This is a genomic window from Acinetobacter sp. HY1485 (assembly GCF_027568475.1).
Classification (GTDB): Bacteria; Pseudomonadota; Gammaproteobacteria; order Pseudomonadales; family Moraxellaceae; genus Acinetobacter.
In genome coordinates, this window is sequence record NZ_JANKZG010000002.1 from 165,948 (window position 1) to 183,814 (window position 17,867).

General features: G+C 37.8%; 16 protein-coding genes. 10 read left to right on the forward strand and 6 right to left on the reverse strand.

The window, feature by feature from the left end; genetic code table 11:
• Positions 1–127: 127 nt before the first annotated feature.
• The 3 genes from recN to ruvX are packed head-to-tail and all read left to right on the forward strand — an operon-like array spanning position 128 to position 2,747.
• The gene (recN, locus tag PCI70_RS02715; RefSeq protein ID WP_269913819.1) at positions 128–1,783 is read left to right on the forward strand and encodes a DNA repair protein RecN; all 1,656 of its coding nucleotides are present in this window, start codon (positions 128–130) and stop codon (positions 1,781–1,783) included.
• A 3-nt stretch (positions 1,784–1,786) separates the two neighbouring features.
• Entirely contained in the window at positions 1,787–2,338 is a 552-nt protein-coding gene (locus tag PCI70_RS02720) for a YqgE/AlgH family protein (RefSeq protein WP_269913820.1), read from the forward strand.
• Positions 2,331–2,747, forward strand: coding sequence for a Holliday junction resolvase RuvX (ruvX, locus tag PCI70_RS02725; RefSeq protein ID WP_269913821.1), 417 nt, complete (start codon positions 2,331–2,333; stop codon positions 2,745–2,747). Before PCI70_RS02720 ends, ruvX begins: the two co-directional genes overlap by 8 nt.
• Here ruvX and PCI70_RS02730 read toward each other — a convergent pair.
• Genes PCI70_RS02730 through PCI70_RS02740 form a run of 3 tightly spaced genes read right to left on the reverse strand, consistent with a single transcriptional unit; the run spans position 2,737 to position 6,010 of the window.
• The gene (locus PCI70_RS02730; RefSeq protein ID WP_269913822.1) at positions 2,737–3,741 is read right to left on the reverse strand and encodes an HlyD family secretion protein; all 1,005 of its coding nucleotides are present in this window, start codon (positions 3,739–3,741) and stop codon (positions 2,737–2,739) included. The genes ruvX and PCI70_RS02730 overlap by 11 nt on opposite strands.
• Positions 3,738–3,935, reverse strand: coding sequence for a DUF1656 domain-containing protein (locus tag PCI70_RS02735; protein ID WP_269913823.1), 198 nt, complete (start codon positions 3,933–3,935; stop codon positions 3,738–3,740). The genes PCI70_RS02730 and PCI70_RS02735 overlap by 4 nt, the downstream gene beginning before the upstream one ends.
• On the reverse strand, positions 3,932–6,010 hold the full coding sequence (locus PCI70_RS02740; RefSeq protein ID WP_269913824.1) for an FUSC family protein: 2,079 nt from the start codon (positions 6,008–6,010) through the stop codon (positions 3,932–3,934). The genes PCI70_RS02735 and PCI70_RS02740 overlap by 4 nt, the downstream gene beginning before the upstream one ends.
• 171 nt (positions 6,011–6,181) lie before the next feature.
• Between PCI70_RS02740 and PCI70_RS02745 the strand changes: the two genes are divergently transcribed.
• The gene (locus PCI70_RS02745) at positions 6,182–6,940 is read left to right on the forward strand and encodes an IclR family transcriptional regulator (RefSeq protein ID WP_269913825.1); all 759 of its coding nucleotides are present in this window, start codon (positions 6,182–6,184) and stop codon (positions 6,938–6,940) included.
• A 262-nt stretch (positions 6,941–7,202) separates the two neighbouring features.
• On the opposite strand, the gene PCI70_RS02750 is transcribed toward PCI70_RS02745, so the two are convergent.
• From PCI70_RS02750 to uvrC, 3 genes are all read right to left on the reverse strand, one after another.
• On the reverse strand, positions 7,203–9,386 hold the full coding sequence (locus tag PCI70_RS02750; protein ID WP_269913826.1) for a solute carrier family 23 protein: 2,184 nt from the start codon (positions 9,384–9,386) through the stop codon (positions 7,203–7,205).
• A gap of 165 nt (positions 9,387–9,551) precedes the next feature.
• Complete coding sequence (gene pgsA, locus PCI70_RS02755) at positions 9,552–10,142, reverse strand: CDP-diacylglycerol--glycerol-3-phosphate 3-phosphatidyltransferase (protein ID WP_269913827.1); 591 nt, start codon at positions 10,140–10,142, stop codon at positions 9,552–9,554.
• Positions 10,143–10,222: 80 nt separating this feature from the next.
• Positions 10,223–12,022, reverse strand: coding sequence for an excinuclease ABC subunit UvrC (gene uvrC, locus PCI70_RS02760; protein ID WP_269913828.1), 1,800 nt, complete (start codon positions 12,020–12,022; stop codon positions 10,223–10,225).
• Positions 12,023–12,172: 150 nt separating this feature from the next.
• Here uvrC and PCI70_RS02765 point away from each other — a divergent pair, with 150 nt between their 5' ends.
• The 6 genes from PCI70_RS02765 (at position 12,173) to PCI70_RS02790 (ending at position 17,852) form a co-directional block, all read left to right on the forward strand.
• Positions 12,173–13,942 carry an enoyl-CoA hydratase-related protein gene (locus tag PCI70_RS02765; RefSeq protein WP_269913829.1) on the forward strand — a complete coding sequence of 590 codons (1,770 nt, stop codon included), beginning with the start codon at positions 12,173–12,175 and terminating at the stop codon, positions 13,940–13,942.
• Positions 13,943–14,986 carry an acetyl-CoA C-acyltransferase gene (fadA, locus tag PCI70_RS02770; RefSeq protein WP_269913830.1) on the forward strand — a complete coding sequence of 348 codons (1,044 nt, stop codon included), beginning with the start codon at positions 13,943–13,945 and terminating at the stop codon, positions 14,984–14,986.
• Between the two features lie 63 nt (positions 14,987–15,049).
• On the forward strand, positions 15,050–15,697 hold the full coding sequence (locus PCI70_RS02775) for a DsbA family oxidoreductase (protein WP_269913831.1): 648 nt from the start codon (positions 15,050–15,052) through the stop codon (positions 15,695–15,697).
• A 54-nt stretch (positions 15,698–15,751) separates the two neighbouring features.
• Entirely contained in the window at positions 15,752–15,940 is a 189-nt protein-coding gene (locus PCI70_RS02780) for a hypothetical protein (protein WP_269913832.1), read from the forward strand.
• On the forward strand, positions 15,937–17,115 hold the full coding sequence (locus tag PCI70_RS02785) for a hypothetical protein (protein WP_269913833.1): 1,179 nt from the start codon (positions 15,937–15,939) through the stop codon (positions 17,113–17,115). The genes PCI70_RS02780 and PCI70_RS02785 overlap by 4 nt, the downstream gene beginning before the upstream one ends.
• Positions 17,115–17,852, forward strand: coding sequence for a hypothetical protein (locus PCI70_RS02790; protein WP_269913834.1), 738 nt, complete (start codon positions 17,115–17,117; stop codon positions 17,850–17,852). Before PCI70_RS02785 ends, PCI70_RS02790 begins: the two co-directional genes overlap by 1 nt.
• The last annotated feature ends 15 nt before the right edge of the window (positions 17,853–17,867 follow it).

A 17,867-nucleotide genomic window follows, 5' to 3' on the forward strand; every position in this document is an offset into this window, starting at 1 on the left:
GTCTATGCGAGCCTAAAAAAGAGTACAATTCTTTTCTTGAGATAATTTTGATATAAAAACATGATTAACATATGACAGATTTTCTGTATCATCATAGCAAACAATATTGGGCAGTTTGGACGCATATATGCTGACTCATCTAACACTTATAAATTTTGCTTTAGCAGAGCATTTGGCTTTAGACATAGAGTCAGGATTTAACGTACTCACAGGCGAAACAGGTGCAGGTAAGTCATTGTTATTAGATGCACTTTCTGCATGCTTAGGTGAACGCACAGATACCAGCTTAGTCCGTTTTGGTACAGATAAAGCCGATGTAACCGCCGTTTTTAGTTATACAGCAGACTCTATAGAAGCACGTTGGCTACAACAAAATGAACTAGAAGATGAATCAGGTGAAATTCATTTACGGCGTGTTATTTTTTCCACAGGTCGTAGTAAAGCATGGATTAATGGACGCCCAAGCAGTTTGGCTGAGCTTAAATCAATTGGTCGCCTATTGGTTCAACTCTATAGTCAACACAGCCAACAACAACTCTTAGATGCACCCTATCCACGCCAATGGCTTGACCGATATAGTAACTTGACCGCATCTGCTCAGGAAGTAAAAACGGCTTATCAGACTTGGCAAAAAACTATGCGCTTGCATGAAGAAGCACTGCAAGCACAAGCAACTCGTCAACAACAGATCAGCACACTTGAACTGCAAATTGAAGAAGTTGAAGAAATTGTTGAACAATCTTACATTGACCTTGACCAAGAGTATGACCGTTTAAGCAATCATGAAAGCATTATGCAAGATTGTAGCTATAGCTTAAATGTCCTTGATGAAGCAGAAGAAAACTTATCTCAAGCATTGGCAGGGGTTATTAAGCGTCTAGAAGACCATATAGAGCGTAGCCCACAACTTACTGATGTGTATAACACTCTCATGAATGCGCAAAGTGAAGTTGACGAAGCCACAGCAAACTTGCGTAATTTTGCAGATAATCAAAGTTTTGACCCTGAACGTATGGAACAGCTTAATCGTGAGCTTGAAGTATTCCATCGTCTTGCACGTAAATACCGTGTACAGCCTGAAGAACTCAAAGCCGAATATGACACATGGCAACAAGAGCTTGAACACTTGCAAGCACTTGAAGACCCTGAAACTCTTGCAGAACAAGTGAAGCAAACCGAGCAACTATTTTTGGTAAAAGCACAACAACTTGAGCAAGAACGCCAACACGTTGCCCCATCTTTAGCAAAAACCCTCACAAGCCAAGTTAAACAACTTGCGCTACCTGAGGCAAAATTTGAGTTTGAATTTGAACCACTTAAAGAACCCAATGCCGATGGGTTGAGTTTCATAAAACTTCTGTTTACTGCCAATAAAGGTATCCCACCACAACCACTGTCACGCGTGGCATCGGGCGGCGAATTGTCACGTATTGCATTGGTGATGCAAGTAATGAACTCTGAAAAGACCGAAGCAGATGTGATTGTATTTGATGAGATTGATGTTGGGATTAGTGGCGGTACAGCTGAAATTGTAGGACGCTTACTTTCTAACTTAGGGCAACATGTTCAAGTGCTCTGTATTACCCACCAAGCACAAGTTGCTGCACAATCAGACCAACATCTTTTAGTACAAAAACAGCAAACTAATCCTGCAAGTAGTACCATTTTTGCATTATCTGAAGATGAGCGCATCCAAGAGCTTGCCCGTATGACAGGTGGTTTAGAAATTAACGAAACCACACGACAACATGCCAAACAACTTCGACAAATGAAATTTCAATAAACTATGCCTAAACTCACACACCGCTGTTTAATTGCACCACCCCATTTAGAAGAAGATGATTTTTTTAGCAACAGTGTGATCTATTTGGTTCGCCACGATGATAAAGGTGCGCAAGGTCTGATGATTAATCGCCCAAGCATCCTCGAAATTAAAGAACTACTCAATGATTTAGATATTGATGCCGATCATGTGCAACCTCATGCTGTATTGCAGGGAGGTCCATTACGCCCCGAAGCAGGCTTTGTTTTACATACAGGTCAGCCTATTTGGCAATCCTCTATGGCAATTGGCGACAATATTTGTATTACAACCAGTAAAGATGTTTTAGATGCCATTGCCCATAACGAAGGAGTAGAATGCTACCAACTTGCTTTAGGATATGTAGGTTGGAGCGAAAATCAACTTGAAGAAGAAATTAACCAAGGTGATTGGCTAATTTGTGATGTGGATATGGATTTAATTTTTAATCTGCCTTACGACGCACGTTGGCTTGCAGCATTTAATAAAATTGGCGTTAAGCCAGATTGGTTTTCTTCGGAGGTGGGACATGCCTAGCATGATTATGGCATTTGATTTTGGTACACAAAAAATGGGCATGGCTGTTGGACAATCTACCATTGAATCTAGCAATCCATTGGCGTTGTTTCCCATGAAAGATGGTATTCCACAATGGGATCAATTGCTTAAAATTGTGAAACAGTGGCAACCCGATTTATTTTTAATCGGTTTACCTCTCAACATGGATGATAGCGAGTCTGAACTTTCTGCACGGGCACGTAAATTTGCACGTCGGTTGCGCCATCAAACTAATATTGACACATGGATGGTAGATGAGCGATTGACCACACGCGAAGCGCGCGACTTACAAGATCAAGGACGAGGTAAAAAAGTCGCAGCAGACTCACTAGCTGCTGCGCTTTTTATAGAAAGTTGGTATAGAGAACCATATGGCATTAAGCCTTAGGCTCAATGATTTTTACTGTTGCTGTACGCCCTGCAACAAACGAGATTGTATTTTTTGGCATTTCATCAAGTACAATTTTCACAGGAACACGCTGTGCTAAACGTACCCACGTAAATGTTGGGTTTACATTTGCCAATAAAGAAGAACTACTGCTACGTTCACGATCTTCAATACCTAAAGCAACCCCTTGTACATGCCCACGTAAGCGTTGATTGTCACCCATTAATTCAACTTCTGCTTGATCGCCTACATGAATACGATTTAATTTTGTTTCTTCAAAATAGCCCACTACATAAAGCTGACGGCGGTCAATCATGGCAGCAACTGCTTGCCCCGTTTTAATATAATCACCCACACGCATTTCAAAGTTCGACAATGTACCATCTGCAGGTGCAACGACTTGCGATCGGTTCATGTTTAACTGAGCTAGATGTAAATTACTTTTTGCCACCTCAATTAAAGCTTTTTGTTGCTTAATCGTCGCTTGTGCTTGCTCAATATTAGCTTGCGCTTGTTCATGATCAGCGCGTGCTTGGTCACGCGTTGCGTAAACCTGATCTTGTTCCTGTTTAGAAATTGCACCTGCCATAATATTGCTATAACGCACCGCATTTTTATCTGCCAATTGAATGGTTGCTTGCGATTTAATTAAACTTGCTTTGGCTTGTGCTAACCCTGCATCTGATTGTGCTAAACCTGCTTGAGCTTTGGCTAAATCCGATTTGGCTTGTTCAACATCTAACGCTTGGCGTGCGGTATCAATTTCAAATAGAACCTGCCCTTTTTTGATGGTTTGGTTATCTTGCACCATCACTTTTGTGACTAAACCCGATACATCGGAAGACACTTGCATAATATCACCACGTACTCGTCCGTCTCGTGTCCACGGTGCAGCATGGTAATAATTCCATAAATGTATAATGGTCAATATCGCAATAATTAACATCACCACCATGACCAGTGGGCGTACTAATTTTCGTACATCAATACTCATTTATTTATCTCCACAAATACTTGATGCACAAGTAATAAACACACTAAATAAAGGCACAGCTTAAACAAGCCTGTCCAACCTTGCATATCTAACCGATCTGTTAGATAACTCATTAACACAAAAACGAAATACGCTAAAATTGCTTGAATTAAAAAACTAGGAACAAAGACACCATATAAATCAAAATCACTCATATTAATGCTCCTTGATCTTTAAGTGGCGTATTTGGACAGTCATGAAACATACTATGACGAATATTATTTGCACTAATTAATGTTCTATTCTTAATTTCTTGATTCGGTTGTTGCTGTGCTTGGTGATTCACATCATCTAAACAACTCAAAATACGTTGTTTAAGTTCATCACTTAAAAATAAGGTTTTTTCTTGTTGTTTAAATACGTTATACAATTGAGTCTGCAAGTCAATAATGGTGGTACGTAATTCTGCTGTCATATCAGGACGCTGTGCCAACTCTTGTAAACGACTAAAATCTACAATTGCACTAGTTTCAACTAAAGCACGGTTCATGGCTTGCTTTAAATCTTCCGACTGCACTAGCTTAGTATTCAGCACACCAATGCGGTCTAGCATACTGCGTAGATGAACTTTTAAACCTGTATTATAGTTTAAAGAAATCGCATAACGCATTGCACGATAATGCTGTGAAAGCAAACGCCCTACCGTGGTATCTTGTGACATCGCACGAATAAAATATAATGAAATTAAAGCAGATAACACACCTAAAATCATTGCAATGGCGCCTTCTAAAAATGAAACAGCATCCATTGCATAACGATTTTGTAAGTTCATGCCCATAATCGACATAATGCCCATAACAAGCCCCAATGGCATGAGATTTGGTGTAGGGAGCAACAACATAAATGCAATAATGGTTGGAGCTAAAACCACGGCAAGTTCCCAAAACTCGGTAATATTGGGGAAAATGCCAAATGCATAAATAAACACCACAATATTAGATAAAATACTTCCCCACAAAAAGATTTTCAGCTTAGGTACAGGATCATCAATCGCCGTTAAAATACAGGCACAGACTGCGCCCATTTGCGCCATCATATAACCTGCTTTCCATCCTGTAAAAATCCAAACACCCATCGTAAAAAAGGTACTTAAAACTGATGCCAAACCACCACGCACTGCGACCCCATGGTCACGGTGTAAACTTGGATATTTAGTCGTAATAGGCTGAATACTTTCGGGTAATGTTTTTTGTCCCTTTTGGATAAGTTGCCAAATAAAGCGCACTGTACGCACATTCTGAATATAGTGGCGTACATCCATTTTTAAACTATTTAAAATTAAACATTGTTCAGTGGTTGCATGTGTAAACATCACCTCAAATTTTTGCTCAAAATCTATAGGTAAATCTTTTAAATAGGCATCTGAAATTGCATCTGTATTTTTTAAAAAACCAAGAACACTTTGTTTAAGTTCATCTAAATGCGTATTAAAAAGTTCACTATGTAAATTTAGCTGATTTAAACGTTCTGACATTGCCACTAAATTTGCAACGGCTAAAGAAAGCTGATGCAACATTTCTTGTAACGGCTTAGTCATGCCTCGTAAATCAGACTTTTCATAAGACAGATGCACTGCCATGACATGAAGTTCACTCATATCACGCGTGATATTTGCTAGCGTCTGAACATAGTCATTAGATTCATTGCTTAAAATCTTTTCAAACAATGCCTCAACTGTACTTACATTTTTTTGTACACGCTGCTGAATAATAGGACCAATGTGCATGGGCAAAATCACAGACGATACAACTGCAGAACAAATTACAGCAATCCCAATTTCTAAAAAACGTGCCAAAGCAATATCAAAAATATTATGCGTATCAATGTTATTAATCGCATTAAATACAATCATGGCAGCGGTATAACCCGACAGCATCAACATATAACTGCGTGGTGTTCTATCTAATAAAGACACATATAAACAACCACCGACCCAAAGTGCCATAATTACAGAAAACAACCACGGTGTATCAATAAAATTAGGCATTAAAATAATGGCAACTATTGCACCTACAATTGTCCCTGCAAGCCGATATAACGCTTTAGAAGACACCATACCTGCAAATGGATTTGCCACAATAATGACTGTACCAATCGACCACATTGGGTTAATTAAATCTAGTTCAAACGAAATAAACAGCGCAAGCATGGCAGCAATATACGTTTTTACTGCAAAGATAAAATCCATCTTGCTTGGTCTAAATGCAAGAAGCTGTTTAATTAACTCCATGGATACTCTCGATGATTAATATATATAGATCAGAAATGATCTCTCTTATTTTGATATTAATTCTACACTTTTAGACAAAAAATAAAACCAAAATATCTTAATATGATAATTTTTTAATAAAAACGAGATTATGATAAGATAAATATCACATTGAGTAAGTATGAATACAGTATGGCGATTACAAGTTTTGGGAAAATTTTAACCGTTTTAAATTTATTTTCTATTTCTCGCCACATTATTGATGTAGACATCATTAGTGAAGAACTCGGTTTATCTCGTCCTACAAGCTACCGCTATTTAAAAGAACTTGTTGCCGCTAATTTATTACAACGTATTAGTGGCACATCGGGAGATTATACGCTCGGTCCTAAAATTGCTGTATTAGATTACATCTCAAGAACAACAGATCCTTTAGTTCATCTAAGTACACCTTTTATGAAAGAAATTGTGGAGAAAACTGAACTTAATTGCCTACTCACTTTTTTAAATCATGATTATTGTATTGATTTGCATGATGAGACATTTAATAACAGCCCACTTGCCTCTTATGGACGTGGCAACCCTCGACCTGTGTATCTAGGTTCTTCACCTAAAGTCATTGTAGCATCGTTTAATAAACAACAATTACATGAATTTTATACGCACTATGCCAATCAATTACATGAGGTTCAATTTGCCACATCTGAGGAAGAATTTGTGCAACGTATGAAAAAAATTAAAAAACAAGGCTACTATTTTTCACAAGGTGAAGTTAACCCCCACTATTCAAGCTTATCCGTTCCAATTCAATATTCATGTAAAGCGGTTGCCCCTGTATCGCTTACTATTGTAGGGTCTAAAAATCGTTTCGAATATTTAGATATTGCTAAGCTCACTGCAAAATTACAAACCACTGCCGACAAAATTGCACAACAATTTCAGCAAGTCTAAAAAGAGAAAATTTAAGATGACAATAGAAAGCTATAAAAATTTATTGAATGATCTCATTTCAGAACTGTTAGAAAAAAAGATAGCTCAAAATCTAGCTGACTTTTGCACTTTATGAAATAGTGTCGTTGCTTATTGAATAAAGCGAGAATTTTGATAAACATGAGATTGGTTTAAAAAAGATTAATCCTAAAACATATTTTTTAGAGATATAAAAAAGGCTCAAGCACTTTCGTGATTAAGCCTTTTTAACTATTACAAAGTTTTAAGAGAGAAACTCGACTTTACCTGTCTTAACATCGTAAATCGCCCCTACAATGCCAATCTCATTACGCTCAATCATGCCACGTAATACATCACTATTTTTGACAATATAAGCAATGTTATTGCGTACATTCATACGCGTTACATCTTCTACAAAATTAGTTGTCAATTGATAGTCACTCATCTGCGCTTTCACGCCTTCAATAGCAGCTACAATTGGCTTAATAATATGTTGAATATGAGGCATCTCTTTGGATTGAGAAATATCTATGCCTTGCTGATGGATATGACAGGCTGATGTAATTGCACCACAGTCAGTATGTCCTAACACCACAATCAGTTTTGAACCTTTTTCTTGGCAAGCAAACTCTAACGAACCTAGAACTTTTTGCCCCGCAATATTACCTGCAATACGCAAACTAAATAAATCACCCACACCTACATCAAACAACATCTCAACAGGCGCACGAGAATCCATACAACCTAATACAGCAGCAATCGGATGTTGCCCTTCTTGTGAAGTGACTTGAATTTGACGCCCAATGTTATGATGCAAACGCTCATGATTTGCAAAGCGACTATTGCCCTCTTTCAGTTTTTCTAATACAGCCTCAGGTGTAAGTTGGGCTTGTAAATCCTTAGTACTCACATCAATATCAAGCTCTTCATCCTCTAGTTCAGGATAATGTGCTTTAAAGCCAACCAGCTTCACATTAATTTGATGTTTTTTTGCGGTTTCTTGCTGAAATTCTTCAATTACTGCATATAAGTCAGGGTCAATATAATAAGTTTGGGAAGCATCAATCACTACCGTTTCACCATCTTTGATTTTTGCCAAAGCAGACACCAAAGCAGCGCGGTTTAAAAAACTCACATTTTGCGATAATTCAATACGGTTGATCGTACCATGTACATGTTTTTCATGGACAGTGCGTACACCACGATGCAAATTGTTATATAAAATGAACAGTGCGCTTAGCGTTAAACCGATTAAAATACCAATCAATAAATCTGTGGCAATAATGGCAATCACTGTCACAATAAATGGTAAAAATTGCTTCCAACCTTTTTTATAAAAATGTACAAATAAAGTTGGTTTTGCAAGCTTATAACCTGTTAAAAGCAAAATTGCAGCTAAAGCAGATAACGGTACATAATTAATCAGTGGCGTTAAAAACAACACCGCAATAATGAGTAAAATACCATGAAAAATTGCAGAAAATTTTGTTTTTGCACCGCTTGTTGCATTAACTGAGCTACGTACAATAACAGAAGTCAATGGCATACCACCCACTAAGCCCGATACCGTATTTCCCACACCTTGAGCAACAAGCTCACGGTTAGGTGGCGAAGTACGTTTTTGCGGATCCATTTTATCTGCAGCTTCTAGGTTGAGTAAGGTCTCTAGCGATGCCACAATCGCAACCGTTACTGCACCAATATAAATTTGGCTATTACTTAAAAAACTAAAATCTGGGAAAAAGAAGATCTTCTCGTTTCCGCCTAAAATTTGAGGTAACTGAATTAAATTTTGTGTGGTCACTGCAAAATTAGAATTCATTTTAACTAAAATAAAATTAAACACACCTGCTAATACCACAGCTAACAATGCTGAAGGAATAGGCAAAGTTTTGGGTTTAAATTTGTCCCACCCTAAAATAATCACAATACTCAACACGCCAATAATAGCAGCACCTTGGTCTAACCCTGACCATAAAGCCATTGGGTCATGCCATGTGTTTGCAATTGTTGACGTATCCGTACCAAATAATCGCGGTGTTTGACCAATAATTAAAATTAAACCAATCGCTGCAAGTAGACCTAAAATTACATTATTAGGTACAAAATTGGCAAATGAACCAAGTTTCAATGTACCAAAAATAACTTGCAAAATACCTGCTAAAACAACAGATACCAAGAATGCTTGGTAATTGCCATTAAGTAATTCAAGTTGGGCGATAATTATTGCGGTTAGACCTGCTGCTGGTCCAGAAACACTGATATGTGAGCCACTTAAAGCACCCACAATAATGCCACCAATCACTCCAGAGATAATACCTGCAAGTAATGGTGCACCTGACGCTAAGGCAATTCCCAAACAAAGTGGTAATGCCACTAAAAATACAACTAATCCCGACATAAAGTCGTCAGTTGCAAAGTTTTCCCTAAAATTTTGAAAAACCATCACTTTTAATCACTTTTTTTACTGAGCGATTAAATGTTATATAATAAAAATTCTCATTTGCTTATTGTTTTTTTGTATTAATAAAAATACTCTTAAATGCTAAAATTTCTTCTTTAGCCTAGCTAAAAAAAACCCATCATTTATTAAGAAATATGGGTCCATAAATTAAGGTTGTTTTAGATACGGCCAAGCGGCTCTTAGATAAATAATCATTGACCAAAGTGTTAAAAACACAGCCATATACAATAAAATATATGCCAAAATATTAAGCGGTTGCCAATTAAGTAAGAAAACACTAATCGCAATCATCTGAAATGCCGTTTTGTACTTACCGACAGTAGATACTGCCACGTTAGTTCTTGCACCTAACTCTGCCATCCATTCACGCAAAGCAGATACTGTAATTTCACGAGAAATAATGACAATTCCTGCAAATGCCATTGTAATGGTGGGCTTCCATTGCACTAACACAACAAGCGCTGCAGCGACCATCAATTTATCTGCCACTGGGTCTAAGAAACGCCCAAATGCAGAAGTTTGGTTAAGCGCACGCGCCAAAAAGCCATCAAACCAATCTGTTACTGCTGCTAAAATAAAAATTGCCGTTAAAAGTGCATGACGAAACGTAATATCAGCTTGTACATCCGTCACCCCCAACGCAGGTGGCCAATAAGCAATGATCAAAAACACAGGGATAAGGATGATCCGTGCAATCGTTAAGATGTTGGGAATATTCAGGATTCGCCCTGTGGTCATATACATCCACCAATAAAGAATTTGTAACACTTTTTTATTGGGTTCACTTTATACGAAATCCTACACAGTGTCGACCATTGCTACTCATGTAATACTTTATAAATTGTACGTGCCATTGTATCGCCAATACCACTGACATAAGTCAATTCTTTTTCTGAGGCTTTAAGTACACCTTGAATGCCCCCAAAATGTGTCAGTAAGTCACGACGGCGTTTTGCACCTAATCCCGGAATGACTTCTAATACAGAGCCTGCACGGCGTTTGTCTCGTTTTGCACGATGTTTTGTAATTGCAAATCGATGTGCTTCATCACGTACTTGCTGAATTAAATGCAACGCTTTGTGGTCTTCGGGTAATTGAATTTTTGTGCCATCCGTAAAATGAAGTGTTTCTAGCCCGGGCTTTCTGCCCTCACCTTTCGAAACACCAATCATAAATGGATCTAAGCCTAACGTTTGCATCACCTCCATTGCCATATGAAGCTGTCCTTTACCCCCATCAATCAACAGTAAATCAGGGAGCATGGCTTTTTTATAACGGCGAGTAAGTGCTTGTCGCATAGCTGCATAATCATCACCTGCTTGAATATCTTCAATCGAAAACTGACGATAATCACGTTTGCGCGCACCCCCTTGGTCAAACACCACACAAGAGGCTATCGTCGCCTCCCCCATGGTATGACTAATGTCAAAACATTCAATACGGTCTATACTACGCCCTGTTACTTCTGCTAGCTGATGAAAACGTTCATTCAGTTCTAAATGGTTACTTAATTGTCCTTTAATGGCATGTTCTACATTCATTTGAGCCAATTGCAACCATTCAGCACGTACCTCTCGTACGTTATGTTTAATTTGAATTTTCTTTTCAAACGCTTGTGTAAAAGCAGTTTCTAACTGTTTTTGGTTAGGTAAATCAATATTAATAATCAGTTCTTGTGGGATTTCATCCGCCACTTGGAAGTAAAAGTTTGCCATAAAATCACTGAGCATCTGCCCAAGATCATCACCTAACATATCAGGGAAATAGCTTTTACCTCCCAACATGCGCCCGTTACGTACATGCATAATCTGCACACACGTCACACCTGCTAAATACGAAATGGCTAAAATATCCGCTTCACCTTTAACTTTATAGACCGCTTGTTGTGCGGCAACATCACGCAATAACCCAAGTCGGTCTCTAAAAAATACTGCTTTTTCAAACTCTAAGTTTTCTGCCGCCGTTTCCATTTTTCCAATGAGTTCTTGATTAAGTGCTTTGGTATCACCTTGTAAAAAACGAATTGAACTTTCGACATCATTTTTATAATCTTCGGGCGAAATTAAACCCACACAAGGTGCCGTACAACGCTTAATTTGATACTGCAAACATGGACGTTTACGCTGCGAGAAATAACTATTTTCACATTGGCGTACATTAAAAAGCTTTTGTAAAGTAAGTAGCATATCTTTGGCACTGTAAGCACTTGGATAAGGTCCAAAAAACTTACCTGCTTGATGTCTGCCTTTACCACGCCCACTGGCAATACGTGGATAAGGCTTATCTGCCGATACAAAAATGTAAACGTAAGATTTATCATCACGCAACATAATGTTATACGGCGGACGATGGAGCTTAATTAAATTTTGTTCAAGTAATAAGGCTTCTGTTTCTGAGCGTACGATCAACGTTTCAATATCATAAATACGCGCAACCAATGCCTGTGTTTTAGGATGCTCAATGGTTTTTACAAAGTAACTCGACACACGGTTTTTTAAGTTTTTTGCTTTGCCCACATATAACAACTCACCCTCTTTTCCAAGCATTTTATAAACACCGGGCAGTTGGGTCATATTTGCCAATATTTTTTCGATATGCGGACGCGCGTTTGGGTTCACAGTGTGCCTTTGCTTTGTTGTTGTACGTATTAAATGACGCTCAAACTTCAATTTTCAAGTGCACTAAAAAATTGGAGATACAAGCAGTTACATTCTTTTTTATTTAAAATATCGTAAAATTAAATTTTTGCAGATTAAAAGGGGTTAAGCATGGTTTATTCGGGCAATGCCATCACGGTTCAAATGCTATCAGATGGAATTGCAGAATTTCGCTTTAATCTGCAAACGGACTATCTCCAAGATTTTGAAGGCGCTTTGAATGCCATTAAAGCCACACCTCATATTCAAGGCATTTGGCTATCTGTTCCATCGCTATTTGGTCTTAATTTTGATTGTAATGCATCACATGCACAACAGCTTATCACCTCTTTTGCTCAGCTTCCTATTCCTAAAGTTGCCACATTAGAACATCAAGCCATTGGTGGTGGTGCTGAGATTTTACTTGCCTGTGATTATCGTATTTTAACACCGCATGCCAAAATTGCTTTTCCCGACCTCACTTATGGTATGACGCCTTTTTTGGGCGGTACAGTGCGCTTGCCACATCTTGTTGGTCTACAAACAGCGATAGATTGGTTCATCTCTTCAAAGATTATTGATGCCAATACTGCCTTTAAAAACCATTTTTCTGACAGTATTGTCACATCAGCCCAACTTAAAAATGCTGCGCTCCATACTTTAAAACTTGCGATTACAGGCAGACTGAATGGGCAATCTCAACGCCAACAATACTCAAATGCCCAAAAGATATTGCAATTTCATCAAGCCAAACAAAGTACACTTGAGCAATTTCCGTTACAGCATTATCCAAGCTATAAATATTTAATTGATCATCTTAAACATAGCTTTGATTTATCTGCTTATGATGCTTTAAAACAAGAACTTGCCATATATGAACAGGTCAAAGACTTACCACAAACACAGGCAACACTGCATCATTGGCATAATTTGCAACAACTAAAAAAAGAAGAAAAACAAAATAAACGTTATGAACATCCTATTCAAAAAGTGGCATTATTTGGTGAAATTACGTTTGCACCATCCATTGTCCAACAAGGTATGACTTGCTATATCCAAGACATCAATGCCTTACAAAATGCTTATCAAGCCACACCTGTTCAAAATTGGAATTTTTTACAACCAAAAACCACAGATTTAAAACAAGTGGATATTATTTTTGAATGTTCTAATACCGATATCAAACAGCGTAAATATCAACTTGAAAATATTGAACACGACTGCCATCGCAACACAATATTGGTGGTACAACTTAAAGATTACAGCCTAGAAAAGGTAAGCATACACCTACAACATAAACATAATTTAGTTGGGTTACACGCACTTGATGACAATACGATTGAGCTGGTAAGGACCTCACAAACCTCCGATATTTGTATTGCAACTGTGAGTGCATTCTTACAGCGCCTTGGCAAAAAAGTCTTTGTAGTAAAAGATGCTCAAGGCTTTTTTATACGCCGTGTTGCTAAAGCCTATTTAGATGCCTATAGCCATTTGCTTCAACAAGGCATTACGACAGAACAAATTTATCAGCAGTTAAATCAATTTGGTTGGGATACTACTCCTGAGCAATGGGCAACACGTTTTGAGCTGTATACCACTATTACGCCATATCAATTACATACACATATTAAGCAAAACGATATAAATGACATGATGATGGTTTCGCTTTGCAATGAAGCCATCCGTTGCCTTGAAAAAGGCATTGTACAAAGCCATGCACAGCTTGATGTGATGACCATTGAAATTTTAGGATTTCCAATCTTTAAAGGCGGGGTTTATCATTATATCCAATCTATTGGTATTGCAGAATATTTAGCACTTTGCGACAAGTACAGTGACTTAGGTGAGCAATATAAAGCACCTGCTTCTTTGCTTGAGCAACAACAGGAGGTTGTTTAAATGAAGCGTTTAAATCCGCGTGATATTGTGATTGTAGATGCTGTACGAACTGCCATCACCAAAGCAAATAATGGATTTTTCCAACATTTAAGTACAACCGACTTAGCAACTGCCGTCATTAACCACTTAATAAAACGGGATGAAATAGCATCTTTAGATGGGGTGATTTTCAATTCGGCACATTCCGAATTAGCACGTAAAGCCATTTTACAAGTAGGTCTTGCACCACAAACCCTAGGGCAAACAACAGGTTTACAGGCATTACAATCTGCCATTTTGCAAATTGCCACACAACAAGGTCAGAGCTTTATTGTGGGTGATGTGAGCCAAGCACAGACGCTTAACTATCAATCGGCTGATTTGTTAGCACGTATGCATCAGATTAGCCGTCTTGAACAAGATGAGTTTAGTGTGCAATCTCATCAACGTGCATGGCAAGCCACACAAAGCGGGTTATTTTCTTCGCATATTGTGCCTGTAACGGGACATCTACCTAATGGCTTTTTACACGTTGCAGAGCAAGACGAACTTATTCAAGCCAATGCAAGTTTAGAAGCATTTTCAAAAAGTGCTGTTTTGCATTATGGAACAGCAACACATACCAATACTGCATCATCTGCAGTAGGTGCATCTGCCATGTTAGTGATGTCTGCCGAGCATGCCAAGACACTTAATCTAAAACCTAGAGCCGTCATTAGAGCCATTGCATGTACGGCGCATGACCCTGCACTTGCAGGCTATGCGATGGTGACAAGCACACAAAAAGCCTTACAACTTGCCAATCTAAAAATAAAACAGATTCAGCAGTTTGATTTTTTTGAAAGTAGTGCCAGTGATGTGCTATCCACATTAAACGTTTTAAGTTTAAAACCTGACCAAGTCAATTTATATGGCGGTGCATTGGCACTTGGGCATACACAAGCACCAACTCAATCCTTAAATACATTAATCAGTACACTTGAACAACAAAATAATAATATGGGTTTAATGGCTATGGCAACACCATTAGGAGAAGGCTTAAGCGTTATTATTGAACGAGTGTAGGCATCTACCCCTGCCTTTTGTTACATTAGCACTTATCGAGTGAATGAAAAAATAGAGAATTTTATGCGTGTTGATATTTGGTCAGATGTGGTATGTCCTTTTTGCTATATTGCAAAAAAACGCCTAGAACGTGTGGCGAAAGAAGCCAATGTAGAACTTGAAGTTTACTGGCATAGTTTTCAGTTAGACCCTGAGGCACCTGCTTCACATACCATGTCTAACACCGAGCGTTTGGCACAAAAGTATGGACGTAGTGTAGAAGAAACTGAAGCCCTACAGCAACAAATTGCAGATATGGCACGTCAAGAAGGTATTGACTTTCAATGGCAAAAAGCGAACTCAGGTAATACGCTGAATGCTCATCGTATTATTCATTTAGCCCAAAGTAAAAACTTAGGCGAGCAAGCAAAAGAAGCATTTTTCCATGCTGCATTAACCGAAGGCTTACCTGTAGGCGAACGTGAAACAGTTGAAGAAATTGCATCTCGTATTGGCTTAGATCATGGCGAAGTAGAAGACTTACTCAATTCTAATGAATTTAAAGAGTTTGTTGAATATGATGAAAAAGTGGCACGCGAACAGCTTGAAGTAAAAGGAGTACCATTTTTTGTCTTTGAGCAAAAGGTGGCACTTGCTGGGGCACAGCCTGATCATGTACTTTTAGATGTAATAAAAAAGGTACAAGATAAACAGCAACAAGCTACTGAATAAGACAAATAGACAATAGAACGCATTGTTCTATTGTCTTCAATGAGTATTAAATGTATGCAACAAATTGAAGACTTTTTACAAGAAAAAATTTCTTTTCGCGACCTAGATGTTGATCAGCTTGTGGAACTTACCTTACAGCACCAAAATCCACATAGTCACGAATATACCTTGTTAGAACTCACTTTGAATCAACTTTTGTCTAAATATCTCGAAGTTGCCAAAACCTATGTTGAAAAACTATGAACTTAAATGACAAAGCACGTCTTATTCAAGACATACAACGTACACTTAAAACCATAGATAACAAAACATTACCACTCATTGAGCAAGCAAAAGCCGCACATCATTTAAAAAATATACTTACAGATTGTAAAAAAGATATTGCGCAGCAAGAATACATCAACCAAAGTGTAGAGCAAGACTTTCAAAAAGACGTTGTACAATGCTTACATCTCTCAAAATTTAAAAAAACCTATCGAGGTGTTTTTCATGAGCGCTCTTTTTTATTACAAGGGCTTAATGAAGATGCTGAGCAGGGTTGGGCAATTTTGTATGATCAAACCCTAAAACAATGGCAAATTTGGGTTATTCCACAAGCATTAAAAGGCGCAATACATTGTAGTTGGAAAAGCTCATTGGTCGATGCCTATCGCTGGTTACTGCAACAGCAACAATTGTTAAATTGTCTAATAAACGATGTCGAGTATAGTCAAAAAACATTACAACAAGAATCCTACACCGTTATTCATTTATTTGACCAAGAAGGGTTACTTACCCATCTGCATATACAACCAACCCTGTACCGTATTGACTTTATGGAGACTAATCCTCAACAACCTTACGTAGAATGGTTTACGCAAACTAAAAACTTATCGCAAATCCAAAACTGTCATGTATATATTGCAGAGAAACTCAGCCAAAACTTTGAGTTCTTAGGTTATATGGTTTTAATTGGTACACCAGACCGTGAAAAAATGGTTGATTTAGTTTCAAGCTATTGCAAAAAATTTGCTGTTAAAATAAATTCGGTTAAAACACTCACACTTGATAGACTTTTATCATGTATTCATCAATTAGACCGCCTATTTGAATGTTACAAGACAGCACGCCCTATTATTCCTAGTCGTTATAATGTTGAGTTTATTCCTAAAGCCCTACTTTCTAAACTTAACTTAGTCACAATCCAAGAAGCACCTGCAACCAAACAAACACCTGTTATTTTACTTAAAGAACAACAATCTTATCGAATTATGCATGGGAAAAATCGCTTACAACTTGCAACTCAAGAAGATTTTTTACCCTATAAACTTTTTACTCGTCAACAAGGTATGTCTTGGCAAAAATTTCAAGATATTCTTCATACACTTCCTGAACCAGTTTCAGCAGATACCCTGCAAAAGGTATTGAGTCAACAATAATGAAATACGGTTTTTTTCTTCTTTTGATTCCTTGCACACTCTATGCTCATGAACCAACAGCTGATGAGCTCATGGCTGTATTTGGTCCTGATTCTCTTGAAAATCGTATGCTGGTAGCGGAACAAAAAACTAAGAAACCAAAACAGTTGGGCTTTAAGCATTCGAATAAGAAAAAAACGAAAGTGGTAAAAGAACCTCTGTGGCTACAACAAATTTTCAATAGTATATTTGGGATTTTTCCATTTCAAAGTGATGTAAATTTGGGGTCAAATTCAAATAGCGATGTGTATGTAGAATTCAATGCACAAAAGCTATGGAAGATTACACCTGATTTTAATATGGGTGCAGAACAGGTTTTTAGGTATGGTGCTGAAAGTAAGACCTATTCAGAAACACATTTTAACTTTACGCAACAACAGTCATCTAAAGCATTTGCTTCTAATAATTTTTCTATTGTCAAAACCTACGAAACCCAAATTACATGGGATGATAAACTTTACCGCCAACAAGAATTTGAAAATAATAACCGCCTAAGCTATGGTGTCTATTCAAGTGGCACATATGATAAAGAAAAAAAAGATATAGAAATTGATAACTGGGGACCTTATTTTGCATGGCGTTTGCCTATTTGGCGTGATTGGGTCTATTTAGAAAATGAATTGTCTTATTACAAAGATGCAACTGCCGTAGAAGGCTACTCATTTAATGTTGGTATTAAATTAGAGGCAACCTTCTAAAAAAAGTGCCTCTAT